At 45.7% G+C, this 26,998-nt stretch carries 25 protein-coding genes; 15 read left to right on the top strand and 10 right to left on the bottom strand.

Annotation, left to right across the window (positions count from 1 at the left end):
- The first annotated feature begins 220 nt into the window (after positions 1-220).
- Positions 221-1,156, top strand: coding sequence for a hypothetical protein (locus NSQ20_RS06190; RefSeq protein WP_340032114.1), 936 nt, complete (start codon positions 221-223; stop codon positions 1,154-1,156).
- A gap of 66 nt (positions 1,157-1,222) precedes the next feature.
- Complete coding sequence (locus NSQ20_RS06185; protein WP_091015589.1) at positions 1,223-1,465, top strand: NHLP leader peptide family RiPP precursor; 243 nt, start codon at positions 1,223-1,225, stop codon at positions 1,463-1,465.
- A gap of 77 nt (positions 1,466-1,542) precedes the next feature.
- On the opposite strand, the gene NSQ20_RS06180 is transcribed toward NSQ20_RS06185, so the two are convergent.
- Both NSQ20_RS06180 and NSQ20_RS06175 read right to left on the bottom strand, forming a co-directional pair.
- The gene (locus NSQ20_RS06180) at positions 1,543-3,441 is read right to left on the bottom strand and encodes a HAMP domain-containing sensor histidine kinase (protein ID WP_036611532.1); all 1,899 of its coding nucleotides are present in this window, start codon (positions 3,439-3,441) and stop codon (positions 1,543-1,545) included.
- Positions 3,442-3,594: 153 nt separating this feature from the next.
- Positions 3,595-3,876: a hypothetical protein gene (locus tag NSQ20_RS06175; protein ID WP_036611533.1), complete on the bottom strand. Its 282-nt coding sequence runs from the start codon at positions 3,874-3,876 to the stop codon at positions 3,595-3,597.
- A gap of 144 nt (positions 3,877-4,020) precedes the next feature.
- Here NSQ20_RS06175 and NSQ20_RS06170 point away from each other — a divergent pair, with 144 nt between their 5' ends.
- From NSQ20_RS06170 to NSQ20_RS06155, 4 genes are all read left to right on the top strand, one after another.
- Positions 4,021-4,182, top strand: coding sequence for a hypothetical protein (locus NSQ20_RS06170; protein ID WP_017690239.1), 162 nt, complete (start codon positions 4,021-4,023; stop codon positions 4,180-4,182).
- Positions 4,183-4,303: 121 nt separating this feature from the next.
- A complete protein-coding gene (locus tag NSQ20_RS06165) occupies positions 4,304-4,675 on the top strand; it encodes a hypothetical protein (RefSeq protein ID WP_036611534.1) in 372 nt (123 codons plus the stop codon).
- A 39-nt stretch (positions 4,676-4,714) separates the two neighbouring features.
- Positions 4,715-4,906: a hypothetical protein gene (locus tag NSQ20_RS06160; protein ID WP_036611535.1), complete on the top strand. Its 192-nt coding sequence runs from the start codon at positions 4,715-4,717 to the stop codon at positions 4,904-4,906.
- 161 nt (positions 4,907-5,067) lie between these two features.
- Positions 5,068-6,528, top strand: a complete 1,461-nt coding sequence (locus NSQ20_RS06155; protein ID WP_340032113.1) for an IS1182 family transposase — start codon at positions 5,068-5,070, stop codon at positions 6,526-6,528.
- A 168-nt stretch (positions 6,529-6,696) separates the two neighbouring features.
- Here the strand turns inward: NSQ20_RS06155 and NSQ20_RS06150 are convergent, their stop codons facing one another.
- On the bottom strand, positions 6,697-7,911 hold the full coding sequence (locus NSQ20_RS06150; RefSeq protein ID WP_047841895.1) for an MFS transporter: 1,215 nt from the start codon (positions 7,909-7,911) through the stop codon (positions 6,697-6,699).
- A 256-nt stretch (positions 7,912-8,167) separates the two neighbouring features.
- Between NSQ20_RS06150 and NSQ20_RS06145 the strand changes: the two genes are divergently transcribed.
- The 3 genes from NSQ20_RS06145 to NSQ20_RS06135 all read left to right on the top strand — a co-directional run bounded on the left by NSQ20_RS06145 (position 8,168) and on the right by NSQ20_RS06135 (position 10,564).
- Positions 8,168-8,818 carry a peptidylprolyl isomerase gene (locus NSQ20_RS06145; protein ID WP_076327357.1) on the top strand — a complete coding sequence of 217 codons (651 nt, stop codon included), beginning with the start codon at positions 8,168-8,170 and terminating at the stop codon, positions 8,816-8,818.
- A 482-nt stretch (positions 8,819-9,300) separates the two neighbouring features.
- Complete coding sequence (locus NSQ20_RS06140; protein WP_211081827.1) at positions 9,301-9,564, top strand: YqkE family protein; 264 nt, start codon at positions 9,301-9,303, stop codon at positions 9,562-9,564.
- A gap of 205 nt (positions 9,565-9,769) precedes the next feature.
- On the top strand, positions 9,770-10,564 hold the full coding sequence (locus NSQ20_RS06135) for an SDR family NAD(P)-dependent oxidoreductase (RefSeq protein WP_036612094.1): 795 nt from the start codon (positions 9,770-9,772) through the stop codon (positions 10,562-10,564).
- 133 nt (positions 10,565-10,697) lie between these two features.
- Here the strand turns inward: NSQ20_RS06135 and NSQ20_RS06130 are convergent, their stop codons facing one another.
- On the bottom strand, positions 10,698-11,459 hold the full coding sequence (locus NSQ20_RS06130; RefSeq protein WP_340032112.1) for a TIGR02206 family membrane protein: 762 nt from the start codon (positions 11,457-11,459) through the stop codon (positions 10,698-10,700).
- A 262-nt stretch (positions 11,460-11,721) separates the two neighbouring features.
- Here NSQ20_RS06130 and NSQ20_RS06125 point away from each other — a divergent pair, with 262 nt between their 5' ends.
- A complete protein-coding gene (locus tag NSQ20_RS06125) occupies positions 11,722-12,696 on the top strand; it encodes a ring-cleaving dioxygenase (RefSeq protein ID WP_076251315.1) in 975 nt (324 codons plus the stop codon).
- Positions 12,697-12,846: 150 nt separating this feature from the next.
- On the opposite strand, the gene NSQ20_RS06120 is transcribed toward NSQ20_RS06125, so the two are convergent.
- From NSQ20_RS06120 to NSQ20_RS06110, 3 genes are all read right to left on the bottom strand, one after another.
- Entirely contained in the window at positions 12,847-13,554 is a 708-nt protein-coding gene (locus NSQ20_RS06120; RefSeq protein WP_339189336.1) for a hypothetical protein, read from the bottom strand.
- 267 nt (positions 13,555-13,821) lie between these two features.
- Positions 13,822-14,667 carry a hypothetical protein gene (locus tag NSQ20_RS06115; protein ID WP_340032111.1) on the bottom strand — a complete coding sequence of 282 codons (846 nt, stop codon included), beginning with the start codon at positions 14,665-14,667 and terminating at the stop codon, positions 13,822-13,824.
- Between the two features lie 198 nt (positions 14,668-14,865).
- Positions 14,866-16,143: a methyl-accepting chemotaxis protein gene (locus tag NSQ20_RS06110; RefSeq protein WP_036612082.1), complete on the bottom strand. Its 1,278-nt coding sequence runs from the start codon at positions 16,141-16,143 to the stop codon at positions 14,866-14,868.
- Between the two features lie 336 nt (positions 16,144-16,479).
- Between NSQ20_RS06110 and NSQ20_RS06105 the strand changes: the two genes are divergently transcribed.
- Entirely contained in the window at positions 16,480-17,913 is a 1,434-nt protein-coding gene (locus NSQ20_RS06105) for an aspartate ammonia-lyase (RefSeq protein ID WP_017690253.1), read from the top strand.
- A gap of 126 nt (positions 17,914-18,039) precedes the next feature.
- Here NSQ20_RS06105 and rpoN read toward each other — a convergent pair whose 3' ends face one another.
- Together rpoN and pruA are read right to left on the bottom strand one after the other, a co-directional pair.
- Positions 18,040-19,344 carry an RNA polymerase factor sigma-54 gene (gene rpoN, locus NSQ20_RS06100; protein ID WP_340032110.1) on the bottom strand — a complete coding sequence of 435 codons (1,305 nt, stop codon included), beginning with the start codon at positions 19,342-19,344 and terminating at the stop codon, positions 18,040-18,042.
- Positions 19,345-19,473: 129 nt separating this feature from the next.
- On the bottom strand, positions 19,474-21,021 hold the full coding sequence (pruA, locus tag NSQ20_RS06095; RefSeq protein WP_340032109.1) for an L-glutamate gamma-semialdehyde dehydrogenase: 1,548 nt from the start codon (positions 21,019-21,021) through the stop codon (positions 19,474-19,476).
- 408 nt (positions 21,022-21,429) lie between these two features.
- Between pruA and NSQ20_RS06090 the strand changes: the two genes are divergently transcribed.
- The 4 genes from NSQ20_RS06090 to NSQ20_RS06075 all read left to right on the top strand — a co-directional run bounded on the left by NSQ20_RS06090 (position 21,430) and on the right by NSQ20_RS06075 (position 24,594).
- The gene (locus NSQ20_RS06090; RefSeq protein ID WP_253506103.1) at positions 21,430-22,353 is read left to right on the top strand and encodes a proline dehydrogenase family protein; all 924 of its coding nucleotides are present in this window, start codon (positions 21,430-21,432) and stop codon (positions 22,351-22,353) included.
- A gap of 171 nt (positions 22,354-22,524) precedes the next feature.
- Positions 22,525-23,082 (top strand): MarR family transcriptional regulator, encoded by a 558-nt coding sequence (locus NSQ20_RS06085; protein ID WP_047841886.1) that lies wholly within the window; start codon positions 22,525-22,527, stop codon positions 23,080-23,082.
- 127 nt (positions 23,083-23,209) lie between these two features.
- Positions 23,210-23,689 (top strand): hypothetical protein, encoded by a 480-nt coding sequence (locus NSQ20_RS06080; RefSeq protein WP_036612071.1) that lies wholly within the window; start codon positions 23,210-23,212, stop codon positions 23,687-23,689.
- 29 nt (positions 23,690-23,718) lie between these two features.
- Positions 23,719-24,594, top strand: coding sequence for an SDR family oxidoreductase (locus NSQ20_RS06075; protein ID WP_036612068.1), 876 nt, complete (start codon positions 23,719-23,721; stop codon positions 24,592-24,594).
- Between the two features lie 381 nt (positions 24,595-24,975).
- On the opposite strand, the gene NSQ20_RS06070 is transcribed toward NSQ20_RS06075, so the two are convergent.
- Positions 24,976-26,637 carry a collagen-like protein gene (locus NSQ20_RS06070; protein ID WP_340032108.1) on the bottom strand — a complete coding sequence of 554 codons (1,662 nt, stop codon included), beginning with the start codon at positions 26,635-26,637 and terminating at the stop codon, positions 24,976-24,978.
- Positions 26,638-26,998 lie beyond the last annotated feature (361 nt).

The raw sequence follows: 26,998 nt of genomic DNA, 5'->3' as shown, positions 1-26,998 counted from the left end.
TATTATTTACACTGACACTACGCTGACAGAACAACCTTCCAATCGCTGTTATCCCCAGATTTTTTGATTATTTCCCTTTAGGGAAAATCCGGTGATAAAGGCGAACGCTTCGCTTTTTCAGGTTTTTTCTGTCCTCTCCGTTATCGTGTAAATGATTATTTCAACTAATATAGTTGAACAGTCCTGGATTACCTTATCGTAGGAAGGACGATATGTAACAATGCGGAAAGATTGGTTAGATCCGTTTAGATCCGATCTGGAGGTCGTGTTTGCTTCAGCGGAACAACTCGTACGGGAATATCCCGAACCCTTGTCAGGACATGCATTAGAGCAGCTTCGTTCGGTTAATCCGCTGTTACGAGATTCGGGACACAGCTACATCGGGTACATCACTCCACTTTGGATGCAACATTCAGATAAACTACCCCCAGAGAAAGCACACCAATTAAGTACAGCCTGTCTCATCCATATGTTATATTTTCTGAATCAGGACGACGTGATGGATGAACAACCGGAGAATGCCACATTGAAGTTATCCCTGGGTAATCTATATTACATGGATGCACTTCAATCTTACTCGGTATTATTCAATCCTTCCTCCACGTTCTGGGTCTATTTCAGACAATATGTAGTGGATTGGGCCGTGAGTGTTACGGGTGAGCATTCCATTGATTATTTCCAACAGAATCCCTTGTTGATTGCGCAAAAGGCTGCCCCTCTCCTCATTGGAGCTACTGGTGCACTGCTTCTGCTGAATCAGTCCGACCGGATCACCCCGGTGTGTTCTGCCATCAACATCACACTCATGACACTCCAGATGACCGATGACTTCACAGACACGCAACAAGATGCTGTGCATGGAAACTACAACAGCTACCTCTCCCACATATCCGCAGCACTGAATCACAACTATCCAGTTCAACCTCTAAGCGAACGTATACATGACAATGTATACAATACACAACTCATGAACTCTTACGTAGACATTGCTTATCACTATAATCGTACACTAACATCGTCTAACTTAGGAATATCGCAGCTAGAAGCGTTTGATTCTTATTTATGCAGCACTTTAGTACAAGCTGTTCAGGACATTACACAACGGAAGAAACAGCTTCTCCAAGGCGGGTTTCATCACTGGATTAGCGAGCAATAGTTGGGATTCTGAGCATAAGGACTAAGCTGATTCAGTTTAATTTTAAATATGAAGGGAATGTTGACGATGATGGTATCAGAGAAAACGTTGCATGAGGATATTATTGAAAAGGCTTGGACTGACGAGCACTTCAGACAACAATTGCACTCCAATCCGAAGCAGGCGCTTCGTGAAGCGTTTGGCATCGTAATTCCGGAGCACATTCAGGTACGTACTGTTGAGGAGCAGCAGAATGACTATGTACTTGTCATACCTCCCAATCCTTCCAAAGTAAATTATGATGTGAATTGCGGACCTTGGAGAAGTTAATTCGGGTGAGCTAATCTTGTAGTGTAAGAAATTAGGGGTAGGAACAAAAAAAGCCGCTGTATCCTTCTGTGAGTTCGTCAATCGACGAACTCGACAAAAGATACAACCGCTTCTGTTCCTACCCCTTTGGTGCTTGTAAAGCTGATCTGTCCTTGCATCGCTTCAACAATTCGGAATGTCACCATCATGCCGAGGCCTGTGCCTTTGATTTTATTGGAGAAATAAGGCTCACCTAACCGGGAGAGTGCTTCCTCGTCCATTCCTTCTCCGTTATCCCTGACATGCACCTTAATCATTCCATCCTGCTTATACGCCCAGATATCAATCTGACCTTGTCCCTGCAGAGCTTCAATACTGTTCTTAATAATATTGATAAAAGCCTGCTTAAACTTCGAGGAATTGCCTCGAATATATAGATCCGGCGGAATGTCGGTGGTGATTTTTCCACCTTCCAGGTTAGCCATCGGTACAAGAATGCCTTCAATATGATTGAACTCATCCGAGATATTGAGCGAGATAATATGGTCAAACTCAGGTTTGGCAAAGGTAAGAAAATCCGTTATGATGCCCGAAGCCCGATCAAGTTCTTCCAGTGCAATTCGCACATACCCCTTATTTTTGTTGTCTTCCTGTTCTGTCATAAGCTGCAGGAATCCTCTTGTCACCTGAAGTGGATTACGTACTTCATGCGCAACGGAAGCTGCCAATTCACTAATAATCTCCATCTTTTCGGATCGCTGCAACTCATTGTTGAACAGCTCCAGTTCCTTGGAATACTCTAGAACTTTAGTATGTTTTTCGGCAAAACGACTTCCGAGAATGGCAATCAACGAGATCACAAATGCAACCATGGACCATTTCCACCATAACAGATGATACGTCCCACTCCGCTGATAATACCACAACAGTTCAGCCACACTGATCAAGGCAAATGTACCAAATCCTGTCGCAAGCAGCATAGCTTCCCGATTTCGTTGCAGCGCTTTGGCGATGGTACCAACCAACAGGATCGTCAGCAGAATGACCAGCACAATGCCAACCACACGCTGTACGAGCAGATTGTAGAGGATCTCCCATTGCCCACCTGAAGTAACATAGATAAATAGAGAGAACACAGCGATAACTGAATATATGAATAGTATTTTTCGCAGTTTGGTGAAGATTCCATGCAGTCCAGGCCCGATAATCTGTTCAAAAAAATAACATAGCGCTGGCATACCCAGCAGCATCGCCAGATCAAAGACTACGGAATACAGGTCACCATATACCTGATAGAACGTATACAAAAATTGCGAGTACGTGATGATCATCGTGCCGATGGAACCCATCACGATGCATAGCGAGATCCATAATCCCTTATGGAATTTGCCAAGGAAGAATGTACAACTCAGCATCGTAATCGCTGTGAACACAAAGGTCGCGCCCAAAATTACATCAATAAGTCCGTTATGAATATATTTCTCCTGTAACGCGGCATAAGGTCCCACCTGAACAATACCTTGTATCCCCAGACGGCCTTTTTCATTTTGCGACCATACATAGAGCGTGTCACCTGAATTTTCGCTGGATAAGGGCAGCAACACAGCATTATTATCATAATTGTAATGATAGTTCTCGTAGACCTTGCGGTCTTCCAGATAAACAACAATATGATTGCCTTTAATGTTCTCAAATCGAATGGCTGAACTTTCCTCACTCAACTCAGGAATGGTCAGGCGAGTCCACAAAGAATTCGATCGATCCGTATTGCTATACTCTAACTTATCACTGCCCTGCTTTTCCCATATTTCGTCTGCTCCCTTAACCTCACTGATGAATCCTTGATCGTCAACGTTCCCCCATTTTACTTCCCATCCTGTAATGGATACAGGTTGCTGAACCACTCCTGTAGTTGCAAAGACTATCCCATGTGGCATGCCTAGAATAATCAATACACTCATCCATAAGATGACGATAGCTTTGGGCACATTTTTCATTCACAGCACCTCAAAGTTCTAATTTTCCCTATCTTAGATTCTCTCATTTATCATTCGCCACCGTTTGTCACGTCACCTTCTTGAGATAAAATGAAATTTCACATTTAAGTCGATTTATAGTCTTATTTCCATTTTATTGTTAAAGTTATTCAATTAATCACGCAGGTCTTCGAACTGGTTCACTATCATTTCCCGTTCTTTCTGTTCAACTTGACTGCGAAATTCAAGCCACTGCTCTGTCTCCTCATCATCATAGATGGTCCATATGTCGGAAAAAAGGAAATCCCGTAACTGGACAACTTGCCCAGACCATATACCGCCTACCCAAAACAAACCATCCGGACGACGGATGACGGTACGGGAGAACCCGGGTGTGGACGCCTTTTGCCCGATACGGATGCGTGTGATCATATTCCCCAGTGTATACCAGTCCACATGAATCCCTCCCTTACATATTCAAGCTTCATCATAACATAGGCAAAACAGGAAAAGCTGTAAAAACGGTGGCTGCGATTCAATCCTTTGCTCCGGGTGTAATGGTTTCTCAAAGCAAACAAACACGCTAAGGAGATGATTACAATGAATGAGCCCCATCGTACGGTTGAGGTAGAACATAAGGATGTTCAGCATAAATCGGATTCAAGTATGGTCGCTTCCACATTTATTAAATATGCCGCGTATATCATTATCTTTTTCGGATTCTTATACTTCTTGGTTAAATATGTATTCCCCAAATTCTAAGGCATTCATATCGTAGTGAACACCCGGAGATAATAACCTGTGCAAGATTACAACACTAGCGCTTTGGGTAACTACGGAGTAAGAAGCTTTGGACAACCGACAATGAAAGGAAGTGTTACTCATGTCTGACAAACCAATTAGTAACGAAGAGAGCGACCGCTATTATGACCGTTATCAGAGGTCCCGCGATATTCCACCAGAGACGGAAGTCCCGGAAGGCGATATGGACACCTTTGATGAAGTTTCCGGCAGACGGATTGTTACGGAAGATTCGGATCTGGCACCCGTAGCCGCAACCGCTGTGGATGAGCCGGAATTGGATTCACGTTTGGCTGAGACACCGCTGGAATCTGTACCGGATGCAGATCTTCTGCAACCGAACAGTCCGGTTGATCCTGCTGCACCCGATCCGGATGCGTTGCATGGTACCGACTTGCTTAATGGTGCTGGTGCGGATGCTAAACCAGAGAACGACATTCCACCGCGACATTAACAGCTGTTATGACATCCTGAATGAGGAGGTGCATACACGATGAAGGAAGATCGCCAAAAGCATGTGCATGAACCGGATAATCTCGTGACCGAACGGGATATTGACCCGGACTTCGGACTGTTCACTGAGGACTCCTTCCCCGAAGCACTTGAGGATGAGGATCAACGTGATGCGGTCGAACATGCCATTCCCAAAGAGAAGGCTTCTCGTAAGCCCTCTTCGGATGACTAACTTATATAGATCCGTAGTAGACTTAAAAAAGATGACGTCTGTAATTTCAGAGGCCACTGAAAAAGTCCAACATCTATAAACAGATATCCCTCCTCATTTTTTTGAGGAGGGATATCTGTTTTCCTGTATAATTAAATGATTAATTTCAGGTGGTGTCTCGGATGATTTCAAACCAACAATCTCTTAACCTTAGTGCATTTATGGACATATACGATATCGTCGTACCTAAAGATAATATGCTTCGTCAAATCAATGATCTCGTAGATTTTTCATTTGTTCAGGTAGAATTGCAACATAGATACTGCCTCGACAATGGTCGCAATGCAGTGCCTCCCATTCGAATGTTTAAATACCTATTGTTGAAATCCATTTTCGATGTATCCGATGCGGATGTTGTGGAACGTTCTAAATATGACATGTCCTTTAAGTACTTTTTAGATATGGCGCCTGAAGATGAAGTCATTAATCCTAGTTCACTAACGAAGTTTCGCAAGCTTCGCCTGAAAGATGTGAACCTCCTCGACATACTTATTCAAAAGACCATGGAGATCGCGTTGGAAAAAGAAATTATCAAAAGCAGTGCAATTATTGTGGATGCCACCCATACGAAAGCGCGATTTAATCAGCTATCACCCAAAGAAATATTAGTGCAAAAGTCTAAGTTGTTGAGAAAATCCGTTTACAAGATCGATGAAAAAATGAAGGATAAATTCCCACCGAAAACAACGACGAACGAATTATCTGATGAACTGGACTATTGCCAAAAAGTTGTAGATACAGTAGAAAAAGAAGAATCCCTCCGTGAATACCCAAAGGTGAAAGAAAAGCTGAACTACTTAAAAGAAATCATAGCTGATCACCATGAGCACTTTCAACTCAGCAATGATCCAGATGCACGAATAGGTCACAAAACGGCAGACTCCTCGTTCTTCGGTTACAAAACACATTTTGCTATGAATGGAGAACGAATTATTACAGCTGCGGTAATTACGACTGGTGAGAAAAGTGATGGAAAACAACTCCAAACTCTCATTGAAAAAAGTCGCGACACAGGTATGAAGATCGATACCGTCATTGGAGATACTGCCTATTCTGAAAAAGATAATATTCAATATGCCAATCACAAAGAACTACAATTAATATCAAAATTAAACCCTAATATCACACAAGGAACTCGTAAAAAAGAAGATGAATTTGAGTTTAATAAAGATGCATGTATGTACGTTTGTAAAGCTGGACATATGGCGATTCAAAGAGCGCGCACAGGTAAGAAAGGTATGAATAATAACCAAAAGGATACCTACATGTTTGACATTGAAAAATGCAAAGTATGCCCAATGAAAGACGGGTGCTATAAAGAAGGTGCGAAAAGTAAAACCTATTCTGTAACCATCAAATCGACCGAACATAAGGAACATGAGGCATTTCAAAATAGCGATGGTTTCAAAGAAAAATCAAAAGAACGTTATAAAATTGAAGCGAAAAATAGCGAACTCAAGCACAGACACGGGTATGATGTTGCATCGTCCTCGGGTCTTGTTGGCATGCAAATGCAAGGTGCCATGGCCATATTTACTGTTAATCTCAAGCGAATCATTACACTCATGAAAGACTCAAAGTAAAAGGATAGAGAAAAAGGCTATATTCCGTTCCAATGTGAACGAAATATAGCCTTTTTGATTTAAAATGAATCTTAACAATTGAAATGGTAAGTTTTTCAGTGGCCTCGTAATTTCACAGCGTCATCTTTTTTGTTACCTGTAAGTTCACTTTCTCTTAGTGATTTAGCATCAACGCTTAGCGGAAACCTTACTTGCCACGGGCAGTTTGTGATCCAATCCTGACCACTTCGCTACAATCGCAGTGATGATCAATGCCACTCCATTAATAATAAATATCCAGCGTATCGGCAGCCAGCCCCCAAGTACACCACCAATAATCGGTCCCGCCATCGTCCCGATCTGGGCAGCGGATTGATTCAGACTAAAAGCCCTGCCCCGGAAACTCGATGCGGTAGCCTGCACAATCATGGCGTTAATTGCTGGAAATACAGCCGCAAAGAATAAACCATACACAAATCGTAAAATGCCGAAAGCGATATAACCTGTTGTAAAGAACTGCAGAAGATTCCCTACAGCCCCACCAACCAGTCCAATGATCAACACTTTACCGTATCCAATCCTTGAACCAATCTTGCCCCAACGCGGCGCCATAATAACTGTTGCTACCCCCACCGCTGAGAAAATAATACCCGAGCTGAGTGAGGCACGATCCGGCTGAACGCCCATCTCCATCACATAGACCGTCAATAATGGCTCCAGAATCATGACGGAGAACGTACATATGCCCATCATGCCAAGCACCGTCATAAACAAACGATTCGCTCTTGCTTCACGAATGTCATCCATGACGTGGGAACGCGCTTTGTTCCGATTGAAGTTCTCTTCTTTTACCCAAAAGGTTGCGATGATTGCTGAGACTAACACAACAATAGCCGAAAACAAAAATGCATTCCGGTTGCCATAATAATGACTCACCACGCCACCAATTAACGGTCCGATAATACCACCCGTGGCTCCTGCAGTGGACATAATACCAAGTGCATAACCAGTCTTCTCTTCAGGTGTATTTGTACCTACCAGGGCAATCGCTGCTGGAACAAACCCTGCAAGCAGACCCTGAAACAATCGAACAACAATCAGTGAATACGGGTCCTGCACGAAATAATTGATTAAATACAAGACGGCAAGGCTGTATCCCGACCGGATCAACATGGGTTTGCGTCCGTATTTATCAGCCAGTGATCCCCAGAAAGGAGACACGAGTGCACTCGCGAGAAACGTAATGCCAAACGCCAGTCCTGACCATAACTCCAGGTGATCACGAACCCCCAAGTCAGCACTTAGAAACAGGGGCAGAAATGGAATCGAGATCGAATAGGCGGTGCTGCAAAAAAATACACCAATCCACAATATGACCAGATTGCGCTTCCACGAGAAGTTCATATACCCGCACGCCCTTTCCGTTACTGACGCCGGGACTGCCGTATATTGGAGCGGACGGAACAGACCCGTACGTCCCCGATGCGGAAGCATTTTCCTTATTTTACACCCATCATTCCATGAAGGCCATCCCTTGTTCACCACAAACACATGTATTACATTGCCATCCTGTCCACAAAAACGGTATGATAGTTGGGTAAATATCCAAATATGATTTGGAGAAAATATATAATGCAGAGATGCAAGGAGGAACGTTTTCATGTCTTTACGGTGGAAAAAAACAACCGCAGTATCGCTCGTTCTTGCGATGCTGCTTATCGTCATTAGTGGTTGCGGACGCCCTGCAACCAGTGCCGAGCAAGCGCCGGTCCCGGCCGCACCTGAAGGTCCAAACCCGGTGGCTACCATTGAGATGCAGGATGGTCAAAAGATCGTTATTGAGCTCTATCCCGAGATTGCGCCCAACACGGTGTATAATTTCATCTCCCTTGCGAATAAAGGGTTCTATGACGGCCTGATCTTTCACCGGGTCATTCCGGGCTTTATGGTTCAAAGTGGTGACCCAAATGGTAACGGTTCGGGCGGCCCGGGATACACGATTAAGGGCGAATTTACATCCAACGGTCACAAAAACCACCTGAATCATACTCGCGGAGTTATTTCCATGGCACGAAAAGATGGAGATCTGGATTCCGCAGGCTCCCAATTCTTCATCATGTTAGCTGACGCGGATCATTTGGATAATGCCTATGCTACTTTTGGAAAAGTGACCGAAGGTATGGAAGTTGTGGATAACATTGCAGCTCAGGAAATAGGTGAAGGTGACAAACCGGTTTCCGATCAAGTTATGAAAAAAGTTACGGTAGATACCCACGGTCTGGAGTATCCAGAACCGGTAAAAATGCCTTAATTAACTTCCTTTCCAAACGGATAATAATCCATGGTTATGACTTGAAAGTAACTCTAAACAAACAAAGCTCTGTCCTGTGCGTATCTCGCAAGGCAGAGCTTTATTTATTGATTTTAATGATAACGGTTACATATATGACTTTATAAAAAATGACCTCTTCCGGCATCATCCTCAATACATCCATCCCATCAAACGTAACCAGCCGATAATCGCAATCCATAACGGGCAGCTAAAGGCAACGCCCCATGCAAGCCCTTTCAGTAAACCACGGTTTACTTCCACGAACAACGACTCCTTTCTCCAGGGAATAGTCGCAGTATCGGTAATAGTATATGATTTTATACCCGTTTTCATTCGTCACGCAACCCTCGTTTTCCTGCTTTTGTTCCGCAGATTCATGGAATGCTTTACGGGAACCTGATATACTATGACTACTGTACGATAAATGGAACCTGATTCATGTTTGGAAAGGAGATTTTCCTATGGCAAAATCCAAAAAACGCACTCCTGCTCCCAAAACAGCAGTAGCACAGGATAAACCCACAACACTGAAGGATCTGCTTAGCAGTGATGTGCTGGAGAAGCTGAAAGCTCAGGCGGATGAAGCCAAGGCTGCAGAAGCGGCTCTTAAAGAGCAGGAACGTCAGCAGGCAGAAGAAGCTCGCCAAGCGGAGCAGAAGCGCCGGGATAACGATTTCGAATATTTGCTCAATAACAGTGCAATGGACTGGAAGAAACATAAGTAAGCCAGGGCATGACCTAGGGGTGTCTCCTATCACACATGCCAAAATAATATTACAGCAGACAGATGATGAAGATGATCTGTTCCAGAACAGGGCCGCATTGCGGTCCTGTTCTTTTTGATATATACACATATGATTCACGCATCTTGAGCCGGGTATGTTAGAAGTAGAGCGTACAACGTTAATCTAACTCATGGAGGGATCAGAGATGACAGAACAACGTTTGGAAGGCAAAGTCGCGATTGTAACCGGAGGTGGATCCGGTATTGGTCAAGCTACCGCTATTCGTTTCGCCGAGCATGGAGCCAAAGTGTACATGCTGGATCGCACACCCGAAAATGCGGAGGAAACAAAACAGACGATTGAAAAGGCTGGCGGAGAAGCGTATGTGATCGAATGTGATATCTCCAAACCGGATAATGTGCAGAAGGCGATCAATCAGGCTGCGGCTGAAGCGGGTAAACTGGATATTATATTTGCAAATGCAGGCATTAACGGAACAATGGCCCCGATTGAAACGATGGAAATCGAGGACTGGGACCAGACGATGGAGATCAATATGCGAGGAACCTTCGCAACCGTAAAATATGCTATTCCCCATCTGAAAGAACATGGCGGCAGCATCATTATCACCAGTTCCATCAACGGTAACCGGGTCTTCTCAGGGATCGGTTTCTCTGCATACGCTTCCAGCAAAGCGGGACAAACTGCGTTTACCAAGATGGCTGCACTGGAGCTGGCTCGTTATAAGATCCGTGTAAACGCCGTCTGCCCAGGTGCCATCGATACCAATATTGATGATAATACCTATCCGTCGGATGATCTGAAAGAAGTACAGATTCCCGTTGAATTCCCTGAGGGTCATGAACATCCGCTTAAGGGCGAACCCGGAACGTCGAAGCAAGTCGCAAACCTCGTCCTGTTCCTCGCTTCCGATGAAGCCTCTCATGTTACAGGTACACGAATCTACGTGGATGGTGCGGAATCTCTGCTCCGTGGATAAACATATAAAAGCTGGCCCCATTCAGGGACAACGCCCAAACATCCCGCAAGCGACCTGATCCAGTCAGGTTACTGCGGGATGTTTTATATAAAGAGTTTATAATGCGGCGCAGGCGCAACTACTAGGATTATCCCTATACCGCGGAGCTTTTACCTTTTTTCACACGATGCTTCAACCGATCTGGAATGGCAAAGAGCAAAATGTACATCAGCGAGAACAAGACTAATGCAAGGATCTCTTCCCCAAGGATGTACATGGGATACGGACCTAGCACATCCAGCACCGAGGGTGTACTCGGTTTGTGTCTCAAAAACATGTAATTCGCGTCAAGCATGACATCTACAATGTATACGATTAGTGCTGCCACATTCACAAATATCATCGAACCTGCTACAGATCTCCAGCTAGGTCGCAGCTGTTCTACCCAGGTCATGTAGAGTAAAGCCAGAATGATACAGGCATGAGCAACGAAAAATTGAATGAATCGAAAATGTGCATAAACATAACCCAGATTAGGAGTCAGGATCGCCATAAGGGCTCCAGCAATACCTGCAAACAGCAGTGCAGAATGTAACAGTCGACTGCGTGTTAACAGTAACAACGCCGATAATAGCAGAGACAGACTGCATAGTTCGAGTGGCAGTGAAGTCTGCAGGCTCCATATCCCTCCATACACATACCAGAGTTGCAGCACGATTTCGCAGGCAAACATGATGCAGGCCAGAACAATCCGCAGTATGCGGCGTGCCCTCTCTGACCATGATCGAAGATGGTGTCGAAGCAAAAACATCAGTACAATCATTGCTGTAATTACGCTAATTGAAACGATATGTGAAGTGGAGAACAGGATAAACGGCTCTGCATCATAAGGGTCCAGCCATGTTGGATACGCCATGCATCTCTTCTCTCCTTTACAAGGATCTCACCAACAGTATCTCTCTTTAATGTTAACTTTTTCATTTTGCCATTGAATGAAAGAGCTGTCCAGTTGGAATTCTAAATAAGCATTGTAATTTAAATATCTTTATGTTAAGATAAATTCAGAAACAAAACAAACGAAAAGTTAGTAACTTTCTTAATCGAAATAAAATATACCGTACTTAACAAACGTTCAACTGAACATTTACACTATCCCATTTCATCTAGGAGGAATTATTATGCAAATCAAAGGACTTCACCACGTATCCGCTCTTACAGCACATGCCGATCAGAACTATCGTTTCTACACCAACATCATGGGTCTGCGCCTCATTAAAAAAACGGTCAACCAGGACGACGTGTCCGTCTACCATCTCTTCTATGGCGATGAAAAAGGCAATCCGGGTACCGAACTTACCTTCTTCGAGATTCCGATGGCCGGACAGACTCGTGAAGGGGTGAACAGCATATCCGGAACGTCACTGCGCGTTCCAAGTGATGCGGCACTTACTTACTGGCAGCAACGTTTTGACGAATTCGAAGTCCCACATGGAGAGATTGTTGAACGGGGTGGTCGTGCCACGCTTTCGTTCACAGACTTTGAAGGACAACGTCTGATTCTGGTCTCGGATGAAAATAATACAGGTGTCGCTGGTGGTAAACCATGGGATCAGAGCCCTGTGCCTGCCGAGTATGGCATTGTAGGCCTTGGCCCTATCCATCTTACGGTAAAAGATGCTTCCCTTACCGCTCCGGTTCTTACCGAACTGCTCGGTTTCAGAGCTAAAGGAAGTTACCCTGCCTTTACTCCAGGTCAACCTGATGTACTCGTTTTTGAATCCGGTGAAGGTGGTAGCGGCTCCGAGGTGCATGTTGAGGAACGGAATGACCTTGCCCAAGAGCGTCCTGGACGTGGCAGCGTACACCATGTTGCGTTCCGTGTGGATAACGAAGAAGAACTCAAACAATGGGTGGAACGGGTTCGTAACTTCCAATTCCCTAACTCCGGTTTTGTAGATCGCTTCTACTTCCGCTCCCTATATTTCCGTGAAGCAAACGGTATTCTGTTCGAACTTGCAACCGATGGTCCGGGATTTGATACAGACGAAGAATTGGAGCATCTGGGTGAATCGCTTGCTTTGCCTCCATTCCTTGAAGGTCGCCGCGCCGAGATTGAAGCCAATCTCAAACCGCTGGATACCGTCATTCGTTAATATTCGTAACAAAAAGAAAATAAAAAACGATGTTCACTAAGCAACTCTGAATACCGGATACGGTTCAGGAATCGCCTAGTGAATCATCGTTTTTTTATGTTTATGCTTGCCTTGCCCCTTCTGTAAGGTCGCAAACTTGCAGATTGTGTTTTACTTCGTCAGATACGATGTTGTGAGCGGTACAAACAGAGCCGAACCCGGATCTTCAGATACAATCTCTACATAGACAGCGTCTGTACCTTTAACATCCACATCTAGACTCATCATACCGCTTTCTGGAGTGATATTGAACTTTTTGAGTGTCGCGAGATCCTGATCATAGATATGAATCTCCTGATTTCCTTTCAGCGCGGCAAGTTCCAAGTGCAGAGAGGAATACTTTTTACCCGTATTAATCTGGATATCATCCCCCTGTTTCGTAGGATCATTATGCAGATAAACATCCTTGTAATCCTTGCCTTTATATGTGGTATCCTTAGGATCTTTGGTGTGCCAAGCGGTAGATCCCAGTACGGATGTTCCAAGTGCACTCAGCGTTACTTTTCCGTTGGTTACGGGCGCAGATCCATTCGTTCCACCAATCAGGACGGATGAAGTTGCACTGTCATACGTGATCTCTGTCCCAAGCAAAGATCCCACAGCACGCACAGGCAAATAAGTCGTTCCGTTGTAAGTGATAGGCAACACTGTTTTACCATTGGCATCTTTGGCTGTCACCGTGGCACCATTCATTTTTAGCGTAATCTTGCTGTTCAGATAGGCTTTAATCTGTTCCAGTCCTGTTGCTGCGAGTGCACCTGTGCCGATCCCAAGCGTTAATGTGCCTACCATCAAACCCAGTACAACCTTTTTCTTCATCAAAATCCCTCCTGAATGTTAAAATGATTTGTCCTTTATACATTTAAACGACTAAAGTGATAATGTCAATTGTTTACTGCATTTTTAGTACAAAGTTCCTATCTGTAGGCAGCACAAAACGAGGCTGTATGTCCCGATTTTTTTCAGCCTCGTCCTGTTTCCCACTGTCCGTATACGCAGAAAGGAAATATTCTTGTCAGATGTTCACTTAATTCCACACTTGAGAACTTTCAATTCCCGATGCACTACGATATAAACAGGATGGTATCAATCAAAAGTTTCATAATATTCTTCTTCATACACTTCCGTGCTGTACTTCAAATCTACGGCCTTCCACTCGCCATCTTGATACTCATAAGTGAATGTCAGATCACCCGCATATAAAGCCGCACCGTAAGATCCTGCTGCTGATACGACAAGCTGGCCGTCCTCTACACTGTAATAGGTAACTCCACCGAATCCCAACTCTTCGTTATATACGCCGCCACTCGTATCTTCCTCGATCCGTAAAGGTTCTGCTTGAACCCCATCAACGGCGACATCCACATCCACACGGTCTGATCTAACCGTAACTTTTGACTTCACATGTTGTTTCGCAATCTCATCCAGAGATTGCATCTTCATCTCTTCCAGCGTTACCGGATTAATGATACGTGCTTGTCCCAAATAAATACCTGTTCCATGACCTTCTGTGTACAAAACAATAATTTCTTTCTGGCCGTCTCCATTCAGATCCAGCTCGTGCACTTCGGGTTTGTAAGACCCGCCTTCTCCCTGCCAATCACTAAATTCTCGCGTTTTGCCGTCCACTTCCAAAATCATTCCGTTATATATATATCCTGAACCCTCAACTTTCATAGGGTATAATCTGACGTTCTCATTCTCTGGAGCTACCGAAACGTATTCCTCTTTCACGGGAATGGATTCCTGTGTTGTCTTCGCTGTGTCATGCAGTTTATCTATATTGGAAGCCTCGACCACTTCGGTCTGGCTGGATTGATCATCTATGTTAAGCTGTTTTTGCGATTCATTCATGGTTCTGGCAGCCGAAGTTGTACTAATCGTAGCTACCGCCAAAATAATCATCAGCAGGATACCTGTCCAAGTTTTCAATATACTGGGCTCCTTTATCTGTTGTGATAATCCTATTATATCTTCATTTATCGCCTGCAAGTTGCGAATTTGTTAATCTTTCATAAAATAATCTTTACAAATTTTCGTTTTCACGAAAGAACGTTCGGCTTTAACCAGAATAAGCAAATTCTCATGCCAAAACTGTTCTCCAAAAACAAAAAAAATCCCGAACACAGCTTAAGGCTGCATCCGGAATGCTTTGGTTTTGTCCAATAACCGATCCGTTAATTGTCTCAGTTCTTCAGCCGAGGATGAAATCTCCTCCATGATGGCTGTCTCTTCGTGTGCGGCATCCATAATTCGTCTCGCCTCATCCGAGAACGATCCGGCTTTCCCCTGGATCTTCTTCACATGACCGTGCGTTTGCTCCACGCGACCGGTCTGTTCTGCAATCTTGGAACCGATATCATGCGCACCCTTCATAAATACTTCCACTGTTCCTGTCAGTTCATGCAACGTCTGATCCACAGAGACGGTCCGCTCCGATTCATTAACCACGAGACCATGCTGCTCATGAGACAGTTGGGCTGTCTCCCTGATCCGCTCTTGCACACGACTAATCAGCTCATTAATACGGTGTACCGATTCCTTACTTTCGTCTGCCAGCTTGCGGATCTGCTGCGCCACGACTGCAAAACCAGAACCTTCTTCGCCAGCTCGTGCAGCCTCAATGGAAGCATTCAGGGCAAGTAACCCTGTTTCCTCTGCGATGTTTTTGACAGACTGGGTAATTACCTCAATATCGGAGGCTTCCTTCTCCAGCAACAGCATAATGTCGCGGGAACGATTGTGCGACTCCGCCAGCTCGTCCATCCCTTTCATCAACGATGAGAAAGTCTGTTTGGTATGATCCACCGATCGTTCCATCTGACCCGACATCTCTGTCATGTCCATGGACTGGCTATGCATACGCTGGAAATCGTTCAGCATCTCATCCGCAGTGATCAGAGATTGATGGGAAGTGACCTTCTGCTCTTCTACGCCTACCGCAATATGATCCACCGCATCCGACATCATCTCGATCTGTTCAGCGGCCTGGGTAATTGCTTCACTCAGAGACTGTGCGTTCTGTGAAGTCGTTCTTGTACTGTCTGCAATATCATTTACAATGCTTCGAAGGTTAGAAACCATTGCGCGAAAAGCATCATATAATACAGTAAGTTCATCCTGCGTGCGTCGCTGTGGAATTTCGGTTGTCAGATCCCCCGCTGACACCTGCTGTGCAGCCCGGGACAGATGAACGATTGGACGAGTCAGCCAACGTGAGGCAAACCATCCCAGAATCCCGTTCCAGCATACTCCCATGATCAAAATAATCGATATGTATACCCAATTCGGAATATCTAATGTAATCCAGTCTTTGACAAAAAATATAAAAAAGCCGCTAGTTCCGTAGGTAATAATCGAAATCAGTACCAGACCTGCGACAGTCTTTGCTCCTAAAGTCCATTTCATGTGCACACCCCGTAGTCCTTTTTTCCTATTTTACCAATCAAGTACCAAATTTCATGTGATATACATCACTGAAAACGTTCTATTCCCCCTCATACTTGCCGTTCATGCATGACTTCTCTACCATATAGCGCATAATGTATAAGACAAGCTTGGCCACCCCTCACTTTCTTAAAAATTGAATAATATCCCATTTAAATATCCCTAATTTTATTTATTATCGGCACAAGAGGCCAAATGATTTAGATTGGCATCCATTTTGCTTAAATGATATACTGAGTGCGCTTCAGCAACGCTGGAGCCGAACTATTTTTATTGATGCCACTGGAGGCGAACGAGATGTCTACTATGTCCACACGGACGGAGAAAGATTTTATCGGTGAAAAAGAAATCCCGGCTTATGCTTATTACGGAATTCAAACGGTACGGGCCGTGGAAAACTTCCCGATTACCGGCGTTCCGGTACACCGGGAGCTGATCACGGCTCTGGCTGCGGTGAAGAAGGCAGCAGCCATTACCAACATGGAGTTGAAGATGCTGCCGAGCAAGATTGGCGATGTGATCGTCATGGCAGCAGAAGAAATGATGAAAGGCCATCATCTGGATCATTTTATTGTAGACTCCATTCAGGGCGGTGCAGGCACCTCCATGAATATGAATATGAACGAAATTTTGGCCAATCGCGGGCTGGAACTGTTAACCAAAAGCAAGGGAGACTACTTCCATTGCAATCCCAATAATCATGTGAACATGTCCCAATCTACTAATGACGTGGTTCCTACAGCACTGCGCATTGCGGCGTACCGACTGTCGGAGACGTTACTCGCTACGATGAAAAGACTACAGGATGCGTTCCGTAAAAAAGAAGTGGAATTCAACGATGTGGTCAAGGTTGGCCGTACCCATCTTCAGGATGCCGTACCTATTCGCCTTGGACAAGAATTCGGAGCTTATGCCCGTGTAATCGGACGGGATATTGAGCGTCTTGAATTTGCCAATCGCCGCTTGCTTACCATTAACATGGGTGCAACTGCGGTAGGTACAGGACTCAATGCCAAACCCGAATATATCGTCAAGGTTACAGAGCACCTGTCTGATGTTACCGGACTTCCACTACAAACAGCTGAGGATCTCGTGGATGCAACGCAGAACACAGATGCCTATCTGGAACTTTCAGCGGCGCTGAAGGTATGTGCGGTTAGCCTTTCCAAAATCTGTAATGATATTCGCATGATGGCTTCAGGTCCACGTGCAGGATTCAATGAATTGCGCCTGCCACCGCGTCAGCCAGGTTCGTCCATTATGCCGGGCAAAGTCAACCCCGTTATGGCGGAAGTCATTAACCAGGTATCCTTCCAGGTGATGGGGAACGACCATACGATCTGTATGGCGTGTGAAGCCGGTCAATTCGAGCTGAATGTCATGGGCCCAGTTATTGCGTTCAACTTGCTGCAATCGCTGAAAATTATGAATAACGGCATCGATGTTTTCACGCGTTATGCAGTTGAAGAGATGGAAGCTAACCGTGAGCGCTGCGAATTAATCATGAAGCAAAGTTTCAGTGTGGTTACGGCGTTGAACCCACACTTAGGTTATAATGTTGCAGCTTCCATTGTGAAGGAAGCGCTCAAGACTGGACTTTCCTTGCAAGAGATTATTCTCGAACGCGGATTGCTGACACCGGAAGAACTGGAAGAGATTCTTCATCCGGAACAGATGACTACACCAGGGATTGCCGGAGAACACTTCCTGCGTAATATGGAACGTTTGTAGGTAATCAGGAAAACTAATGCAGCAACCCAAACACAAATAATTAACAAGAACCCCCGCAGACCGTTTATCCGGTTTGCGGGGGTTCTTATTCTTGTATCCAAAGATGATAAGACGCCAGCTATTCGATTAAGCCCAACGTTTACGCTCAAGGGAAGGCAGAATCTGAAGTTCCTCCCTGTACTTGGCAACCGTTCTGCGGGAGATGATAATTCCCTCCTCGGCGAGCAATGTGGCCAAATGACTATCCGAGTATGGACGCTGAGTCTGTTCCATGCGAATGATTTCTTTTAATCTACGTTTCACCGCTGATGCTGATGTTTTATTCCCTGACGTTGTACTGATTCCCGAGGCAAAAAAAGCTCTGAGTTCATATACACCATGTGGGGTCTCAATGTATTTACCGTTCACCGCACGACTTACCGTTGATTCATGCATGCCAATCTTCTCTGCAATAACAGCCAGATTAAGCGGTTTTAGCGCGGATGGGCCTTTGACCAAAAAGTGCTTTTGCTCTTCCATCACTGCCGCCAGCACACGCACTAAAGTTCTGCGCCGCAAGTGTACACTCCGAATAATAGCCCTCGCCTCTGCCACGCGGGTAGACCAGATTGCGTCCGGAACCTCTTCCTTGATCCAGCGGAAGCACGCTTCATTCATCGATACCCGAGGATTACCTGCTGCATGCAAACTATAATGGACCTCACCGTTACGCAACCCAACAATGGCATCCGGAATAATGTAATGTGGCCGTTCTGTACATCCGATGGATCGACAGGGCTTGGGATCGAGACGTGTAATGTAGTCATAGGCAGTCTGAGCTTCCTGCGAAGTCATGCCTAATCGTCTCCCTGTTCTACCTGGGTGAAAAGGAACCAGTGCTTCCAATCCCGCTTCCACCATCCATTCCGCATTCAGCGAGGCTGATGGATCACGTCTAATCTGGAGCAACAGACATTCTTGCAGATTCCGCGCCCCTACACCAGCAGGGTCCAGCGATTGGAGAAGATCCAGTCCCGCTGCAATCTTGCTCATCGGAAGCTCAAGTGTTGCTTGCACCTCTGCCAGTTCAACCGTCAGATAACCATCATCATTAACGCACCCTGCCAAATATACGGCCATATTTTCCAATTCGTCTGGAATTGTCATCACTCGAATTTGCGCAATCAGCAATTGTTCCAGAGTAGGTTCGGCACCTTTGGCCTGAAGCAGCGGATCATAGGAACCATACCTGCGCTGATCCATTCGCCGCGGAATCCGGGCAAGGGGCGCAGCTTGTTCTTCCAGTTCAAGCACCGGATTTTCCTCCGCCGCATCCTGCAAATAACGGGTCAGATCCTGGCCAGACATGGTTAGCAAATGAAAGGATTGTTTCATCTCCGGCGTGATGGACAGCCGAATACGTTGTTCCTGTACCAACTGAACACCTAACATCCGTTACCCTCCTTATGCCTTCGGCAATAAGCATCTGTGTTTCTTATACGAACAAAAGGATTTGCAGGGATAATAGCATACTATTCAAGCAAATGTAAGAAGTTTTTAGTTGGATCATGAGTTCCTGTCTTAGTATTTCTCGGATACCAGCTTCGCCTGTGTAAACAACAGCAGATAGTCTCTTCCACCTGCCTTGGAATCCGTGCCTGACATGTTAAATCCGCCAAATGGATGTGTGCCTACCAGTGCTCCGGTACATTTCCGGTTGAAATAAAGATTACCCGCAAAGTATTCACGTCTTGCCTGTTCCAGATGTTCACGATTTCGTGAGATCACCGCGCCGGTCAGACCATAGTCTGTATTATTAGCGATATCCAATGCATCCTGGAATGATCCTGCTTTGATGAACGCAAGCACAGGTCCAAAAATCTCATCTTGAGCAATTCGGGCTTTCGGGTCAGCATCGGCAATTATAGTTGGTTCAATGAAATATCCTTCGACGTTCCCGGTACCGCCACCGTGCACAAGACGCCCCTCGCCCTTGCCGATTTCAATATATTCCGTGATCTTTGCATATGCCTTGTCATCGATAACTGGCCCAACCTGACTGCCAACTTCAAGTGGACTGCCCATCGTCAGTTTCTGTGTCCGTTCAATCACTTTTTGCAACACTTCATCATATACATCCTTATGAATAATGGCACGGGAACACGCCGAACATTTCTGTCCTGAGAAACCAAATGCCGAAGCGGTAATGGACTCTGCCGCGAGTTCCAGATCACTGTCACTGTCTACAACGATAGAATCCTTCCCGCCCATTTCTGCAATAACCCGTTTGATCCACTTCTGACCTGGAGCTGTTCGTGCTGCACGTTCATTAATTCGAAGTCCTACATCTCTGGAACCGGTGAAGCTGATAAACCGGGTGAGCGCATGATCCACGAGATAATCACCCACTTCACTGCCTGGTCCAGGTAAAAAGTTCACGACGCCATCCGGCAGACCAACTTCTGCGAGTAGCTCCATAAACTTCGCGGCAATCACCGGCGTTGTGCTGGCGGGCTTTAATACCACCGTGTTGCCGGATACCAGTGCAGCAGAGGTCATGCCTGCCATAATCGCCAGCGGGAAGTTCCAAGGTGGAATAACAACACCAACGCCCAGCGGTATATAACTCAGTTCATTATCTTCCCCTGCAATCCGCACGAGGGGCTGCGGTTCACTCAGTCGCTGCATATCCCGTGCATAGAATTCCATAAAATCAATGGCTTCCGCTGTGTCCGCATCCGCTTCAGGCCAAGTCTTGCCGGCTTCATAGACCATCCATGCGGAGAATTCATGCTTGCGACGGCGCATAATGGTAGCTGCTTTGTATAGATAACGGGCCCGTTCATTCGGGTCAGTATGTTTCCATGTGTGGAATGTCTCCGCCGCTGTCTGAATGGCCTTTTCGGCCAATTCTCGATCTGCCTGATGGATCGTTCCGACAACTTGATTCTTGGCTGCGGGGTTCACGGAAGTTAACGTGCGGCTGCTTGTTATTTTTTTCCCACCAATAATAATCGGGTATTCCTGCCCAAGTTCAGCTTCTACCTGACGAAGTGCGTCTTCAAATGCTTCCTGGTTCGCCTGGACTGCAAAGGGTGTGAATGGTTCGTTAACAAAAGGGATATTCATCAATGATTCCTCCTTCAGGATGTGGGATTCGCTGGCTGCTCGCCTGAATTATTTTGCATGTTACTCATCACCAAATATATGTAGCAAAATCCGTGCCAACTCCGGTTGAGACTGAAATATTTTTCTCGTTAAATTAACTAAAGAAAATTCACACGGGCCACTCCGATGACAGAATAACCTTCCGATCGCTGTTATCCCCAGATTTTTTTGTTTCCTTTTTATAGAGGGAAAATCCGGGGATAAAGGCGAGCGCTCCGCTTCTTCAGGTTCTTTCTGTCCTCTCCGTTTTGTGTAAATGTTTAGTTCAATTTAAATAGATAATCTCCATGAAAAATAGTAGACCATCGCCAAATCTGGCACGTTTCTTGCTTGAATTAAGTTTGCACAATGCTGAAGGAGGAAACGAAAATGAGTGTGGGAACGGAAATATATCGCAAAACCTTATTAACCGTGGCAGGAAACAAAGCTGTAGAGAACCTGTCCATTAGATATGGTAAGAAGCTGGCAGGCAAATTTATTGCAGGAAACACCTTGGAAGAAGCTCTCGAAGAGATCCACATACTCAATAATAAAGGCATTATGGCTACACTCGATCATCTGGGTGAAGGCATCACCCGCCTGAGCGAAGCGGCATTGTACAGGGATGAGTATGTACGACTGGTAGAAGGCATTGCACGTGAAGGCGTAGACTCCAACGTCTCGCTGAAACCAACCCAGATGGGCCTCGCACTCGACCCTGAAGAGGGTTATCGAAATATTCGTACCGTTGCCGCACAAGCCAAATTACATGATCTATTTGTTCGAATTGATATGGAGGATAGTCCATTTACTCAAGCGACGCTGGATATTGTCCGAAGACTGCACTCGGAAGGACTGCATAATACAGGCACAGTATTGCAAGCCTACCTGCATCGCACCGAAGAAGATACACGTGATATGATTCGGGAAGGTATTCGGCTTCGGCTGGTTAAAGGTGCTTACAAAGAACCCGGATCAGTCGCCTATCAGAATACTTCTGAAGTCATTCATCAATTCAAAACGATGATTCGTAATCACCTCGATCAGGGTGTGTACACTGCGGTTGCCTCGCATGATGATCACATCATTAACTGGACGAAACAATACGCCAAGGATCGGGGAATCTCGCCGGATGCCTTTGAATTCCAGATGTTATATGGTCTGCGGATGAGCGAACAGGAACGTCTCGCCAAAGAAGGCTATCGCATTCGCTGTTACGTACCTTATGGCACCATGTGGTATCCGTACTATACCCGCCGTTTGGCCGAAAAACCGGCTAATCTCTGGATGGTCGTTAAGAATATGTTCCGATAGTTATTCTCCAACTGGATCAATATATATGAAAAAAGACAAAAGAAAACCATGTCGCCTCTTTTTTTCTAGGCACATGGTTTTTTGTGTACGAACACTTTACGAGAGCATCCAACTTGACGAATGGTCTAAACAAAAGTTGACAACTATATAGTTAGGCGCCATACTATATGTATGGACAATCAAAACAAATCAACAACTGATATGTACCTCATCCCTTCGTTAGTACAAACGAAGCGTCAGGTTGATCGCTATCAATTAGACGTGGATGCACAAGCCGTGCTTGTCGCATCCAGACTGATGGTAGCAGGAGCCAAACTTGGGCATGCTGCAGAAATCCATTTCTCCAGATTTGGTTTATCGACAGGACGATATCGTCTGTTGGCAGATCTTGAAGATCACGAAGGAGAAGAACTGCCCTCCCAACTGGCGGAAAATCTGGGTGTAACCCGTGCTACCGTAACTGGTCTAATCGAGATTTTAGAACGCGACGGACTGGTTGCTCGTCGGACGAGTTCCGTTGATGGTCGTCAGAAGTCAGTCATTTTGACCGCCAAAGGTGCGAAGAAACTAACGGATATGGCTGCGGAACATTTTGCCAGACTGGAAGCGATGGTTGGATTACTTACGATCGAGGAAAGGAGTGTGTTTCTCAACCTGCTGGGGCGTGTAACACAAGGTATTGCTGCACTTACAGATGAGTCACACGACTTCTCCGAACCAAAATCCTAGGAGCATAACGAAGAAAGGTGAACCGGGCTAGTTCAACTAGCCCATTTTCATTACCATATAGTTAGGCTCCTAATTACTTATAGATGAAAGCAAATCAGTGATTTCTAAACAAAAAAGGAGTAGTGATATGGTTAACCTTAATGACCCCATTCATTCCGAGGAAGCTTATCCAAACCGAGCTGCTAATCCTCCCCCAAAACCTTTTGTGCTGTGGCGTGAATTAATCCCGGCCTACTTGTCTCCTGCCATCATGGCAAGCATCGGGGGAATCGTTACCGCTGATGAAGTCCTTCAGTTACGAGCTTTAACAACGATTGGAGGGGCGTCTCTGCTTATGGCTCTATGGGCCGGACTCTGGCTTCGTAACCGTAAGAACCGCACACGGTGGGTGGCAAAAGCCCCCCGAATCATTGTCGTGGGCTGCTTGGCACTTGCAGGCGCAGGGTTTGGCTTGGTGGCGGCGTGGGGGATTTCTAATGTATTGCAGATCGTAAACCCGAGTTCTTCATGGGCTTGGTTGGATCATATTGGGTTCGATTTTCCATTGTCAGGTGCAATAGCTTGTACGATCATGACATGGCGCTGGCGAGCTTACATTATCAAATAAACAAGTTCATTATAAGGAGAGATTGAAACATGATTACTATTATTGGAGCAACAGGCATGATTGGAAATGTACTTTTGAGACGTTTGATGGAAAGAGGTATTCCCGTTCGGGCAGTAAGTAGAAAGCCGGATAAGCTTCGTCAACAAATGGCGGACTTGGCGTTGTCCGGGATTGAAATCTGTGCTGCCGATGCAAATGATTCCGAATCCATGCGCAGAGCTTTGGCGGGTACCAGTCAACTATTTCTAGCGTTATCCAACAACCCTAAACAAGTGGAACTAGAGACATCCATTATTCAGATGGCTGCGCAAGAGGGAGTCAAGCATGTCGTCAAAATATCCAGCCCAGCATATGACGAACGTTCACCAGTAACTGTAGCAGGCTGGCATGAACAAATCGAGCAAGCTCTAGTGAAATCCGGGATGACATATACAATGCTGCGGCCCTATGCTTTTATGCAAAATCTGCTCCGACTCGCACCAACCATTACAACTCAAGATGTATTCTTCGGCTGCATTGGAGATTCCCCGTGCAACTTCATCGATTGCCGAGACATCGCAGATATTGCCACAGAAGTGCTGACTAGAGACAAACCAGTGAACCGCATCTATACGCTTACCGGTTCCGAAGCATTCACTTATGCACAGATTGCAGATAAAATGTCCACCCTGTTCAATCGTCCGATCGGATTCTTCAACCTCAAACCCGAGGAGCTTCGAACGGATCTGATCGAACATGGACAGATGCCTCCTTGGCTTGCAGACCACGTGGTGGAAATTCAGACGATGTCTTCCGTTGTGCCAGAGAAGCCGACGGATACGGTCCAACGCTTGCTTGGCAGAGCGCCGCGTTCACTTGATGCATTCCTGAGAGAACATCGAGATGCATTTAAACCAAGGCTGTAAACCAAGGCTGTAAACCAAGTTATACAATAACGAAAAGGGGCTCTCTCGCTCCAAGCGCTAACGACCCCACCGCATATTAAAGCGATAAACAAAAATGCTAAGTTTAACGAACTTCAGCGTTCTAGAGGATGGTTATGAGCTCTACAGGAATCCTAGCCGGTAATAATGTTTTTAATGAGAGAACTTAACTATTAATTAAGCTAAAGTCTAGCCACTCAAAAAGAGCGGCTAGACTTTATATTATGACTCTTTTAATGCGAAAATTATTAAAGTGAGAACTTCCCATGATTTGCGCCCGAAGACTGTCAACCACTAATTATGAGATAGGACCACAATTTTAAATGTCTATTTTTCTGGACACACCCATTTATTATTTAAAAGTTAACCACTTAACTGTTGAATAAGAATAGAAGCATTAGCATTGGTCTGTGTTCCACCTGCTAGTGTTTGCAGACCAACAGCTGATGCGCTGGAATGATTCCGTAATGTCAGCACATCACCGGGAGCAGCCGTAATAATGACCATGCCTGGATTCGGTTGAGTCCCAGCTCCTGAACCATAGACACTGCCACCTACAGGGGCTCCGTTTTGATAAAGGGTGAATTGGTTTGCCTGCACACCTGCAACGTTGAAAAACACCGCATAGTCCCCGGCATTACCAATAATAATCGCAGCGGTATTGGGCGCATGAGTAATATTAGTAAGATTTTGGTTGCTGTCGAAGATTACATCCGCTTCAATAGCTACAGTTTGAGCTGAAGTATTAAAAATATAGGCATAAGAGGACAACCCTTGCCCTGCTGTACCGGTTGCTCCAGTGACACCTGTTGTTCCGGTAACCCCAGTGCTTCCTGTTACTCCCGTAATACCCGTGGCTCCTGTTACTCCGGTAGCCCCGGTACTTCCCGTTGCTCCTGTAACACCAGTCGCTCCTGTCACTCCGGTAGCCCCGATACTTCCCATTGCTCCTGTAACACCAGTCGCTCCTGTCACTCCAGTAGCTCCAGTGCTTCCCGTTACTCCCGTAATACCCGTGGCTCCTGTTATTCCGGTGGCCCCTGTAACGCCCGTTGCTCCTGTCACTCCAGTAGCCCCGGTGCTTCCCGTTGCTCCCGTAACACCCGTGGCTCCTGTCACTCCAGTAGCCCCGGTGCTTCCCGTTGCTCCCGTAACACCAGTGGCTCCTGTCACTCCAGTAGCCCCGGTGCTTCCCGTTGCTCCCGTAACACCAGTGGCTCCTGTCACTCCGGTAGCCCCGGTACTTCCCGTTGCTCCTGTAACACCAGTCGCTCCTGTCACTCCAGTAGCTCCAGTGCTTCCCGTTACTCCCGTAACACCCGTGGCTCCTGTCACTCCGGTGGCCCCGGTGCTTCCCGTTACTCCCGTAACGCCCGTGGCTCCTGTTATTCCGGTGGCCCCTGTGCCTCCTGTTACTCCCGTAACGCCCGTGGTTCCTGTCACTCCGGTGGCCCCGGTGCTTCCCGTTGCTCCCGTAACGCCCGTCGCTCCGGTGACCCCGGTGCTTCCCGTTACTCCCGTAACGCCCGTGGCTCCTGTTACTCCGGTGGTCCCAGTGCCTCCCGTTACTCCCGTAGCTCCTGTCACTCCAGTAGCTCCGGTGCCTCCTGTTACTCCCGTAATACCCGTGGCTCCAGTGGCTCCAGTTACACCCGTTGTGCTCAGCGTTTCTCCCAATAACTCCTGGGATACCAATCGGTGAGCCGCGACTAATTCGCCTGCGGCATTTTTACCCCATACGGATATTTGTGCTTCTGGAGCAGCCGTGTCTGAGGTTGAAAATACAAACTCAAAAGCATCAAAATTCCCATTATAAACTTTGGTTATGACCTGATTAGGTGATACATTGAGCAGTTCTTCTACATATAATGTTCTAACTCCATTAAGGTAATAGCCCCGAAGAAGCACTGTGAACACATCTGTCGCATTCCGGTTATCGATTTTGACCGTAACGGATTGAGTTGGTCGGATCCCCGTTATTCCTGAAATATTATTCTCAATGGGCCCAGTTGATAGAATCGCCATTTCATCACCCTCCTTCGATTGAATTCATTCATTTCAGTCCTTGGTATAGTATTATTCAGACGATACTTAATGGTGTGGACAAATTGAGAGTCAACATATAGAATCACTTAACCTGCCCAGTGAATGTGTTGAGATTAACGAACTGATACTGTCATGTTCATGAATGCTTCACTTTCGCTTCAGATTGAGAGCGTATTCTAGTTGTACAAAACAAAATTAACCACTATTTCCGATTGTCTTATGTATGATTCATGTCAAAAAATCTATACACACTTCACTTTGAAAGCTATAATATGGATAACTATCTCACTCAAATATTTCCATTTACTCCGATCATAAAAGTTCCTTGTAACAGGTACAG

The sequence above is a fragment of the Paenibacillus sp. FSL K6-1122 genome, from assembly GCF_037977015.1.
GTDB classification, from domain to species: domain Bacteria; phylum Bacillota; class Bacilli; order Paenibacillales; family Paenibacillaceae; genus Paenibacillus; species Paenibacillus amylolyticus.
This window is presented reverse-complemented; position numbering and strand designations above follow the sequence as displayed.

Bases quoted from the DNA above. Each gene is read 5' to 3' on its own strand.
- NSQ20_RS06135 (WP_036612094.1), top strand. From the start codon at position 9,770: ATGACAGAACAACGTTTGGAAGGCAAAGTCGCGATTGTAACCGGAGGT.
- NSQ20_RS06150 (WP_047841895.1), bottom strand. From the start codon at position 7,911: ATGAACTTCTCGTGGAAGCGCAATCTGGTCATATTGTGGATTGGTGTA.
- NSQ20_RS06090 (WP_253506103.1), top strand. From the start codon at position 21,430: ATGAGTGTGGGAACGGAAATATATCGCAAAACCTTATTAACCGTGGCA.
- NSQ20_RS06070 (WP_340032108.1), bottom strand. From the start codon at position 26,637: ATGGCGATTCTATCAACTGGGCCCATTGAGAATAATATTTCAGGAATA.
- NSQ20_RS06120 (WP_339189336.1), bottom strand. From the start codon at position 13,554: ATGAAGAAAAAGGTTGTACTGGGTTTGATGGTAGGCACATTAACGCTT.
- NSQ20_RS06085 (WP_047841886.1), top strand. From the start codon at position 22,525: ATGGACAATCAAAACAAATCAACAACTGATATGTACCTCATCCCTTCG.
- pruA (WP_340032109.1), bottom strand. From the start codon at position 21,021: ATGAATATCCCTTTTGTTAACGAACCATTCACACCCTTTGCAGTCCAG.
- NSQ20_RS06110 (WP_036612082.1), bottom strand. From the start codon at position 16,143: ATGAAATGGACTTTAGGAGCAAAGACTGTCGCAGGTCTGGTACTGATT.
- NSQ20_RS06080 (WP_036612071.1), top strand. From the start codon at position 23,210: ATGGTTAACCTTAATGACCCCATTCATTCCGAGGAAGCTTATCCAAAC.
- NSQ20_RS06155 (WP_340032113.1), top strand. From the start codon at position 5,068: ATGATTTCAAACCAACAATCTCTTAACCTTAGTGCATTTATGGACATA.
- rpoN (WP_340032110.1), bottom strand. From the start codon at position 19,344: ATGTTAGGTGTTCAGTTGGTACAGGAACAACGTATTCGGCTGTCCATC.
- NSQ20_RS06165 (WP_036611534.1), top strand. From the start codon at position 4,304: ATGTCTGACAAACCAATTAGTAACGAAGAGAGCGACCGCTATTATGAC.
- NSQ20_RS06170 (WP_017690239.1), top strand. From the start codon at position 4,021: ATGAATGAGCCCCATCGTACGGTTGAGGTAGAACATAAGGATGTTCAG.
- NSQ20_RS06190 (WP_340032114.1), top strand. From the start codon at position 221: ATGCGGAAAGATTGGTTAGATCCGTTTAGATCCGATCTGGAGGTCGTG.
- NSQ20_RS06075 (WP_036612068.1), top strand. From the start codon at position 23,719: ATGATTACTATTATTGGAGCAACAGGCATGATTGGAAATGTACTTTTG.
- NSQ20_RS06130 (WP_340032112.1), bottom strand. From the start codon at position 11,459: ATGGCGTATCCAACATGGCTGGACCCTTATGATGCAGAGCCGTTTATC.
- NSQ20_RS06105 (WP_017690253.1), top strand. From the start codon at position 16,480: ATGTCTACTATGTCCACACGGACGGAGAAAGATTTTATCGGTGAAAAA.
- NSQ20_RS06140 (WP_211081827.1), top strand. From the start codon at position 9,301: ATGGCAAAATCCAAAAAACGCACTCCTGCTCCCAAAACAGCAGTAGCA.
- NSQ20_RS06185 (WP_091015589.1), top strand. From the start codon at position 1,223: ATGATGGTATCAGAGAAAACGTTGCATGAGGATATTATTGAAAAGGCT.
- NSQ20_RS06145 (WP_076327357.1), top strand. From the start codon at position 8,168: ATGTCTTTACGGTGGAAAAAAACAACCGCAGTATCGCTCGTTCTTGCG.
- NSQ20_RS06180 (WP_036611532.1), bottom strand. From the start codon at position 3,441: ATGAAAAATGTGCCCAAAGCTATCGTCATCTTATGGATGAGTGTATTG.
- NSQ20_RS06160 (WP_036611535.1), top strand. From the start codon at position 4,715: ATGAAGGAAGATCGCCAAAAGCATGTGCATGAACCGGATAATCTCGTG.
- NSQ20_RS06125 (WP_076251315.1), top strand. From the start codon at position 11,722: ATGCAAATCAAAGGACTTCACCACGTATCCGCTCTTACAGCACATGCC.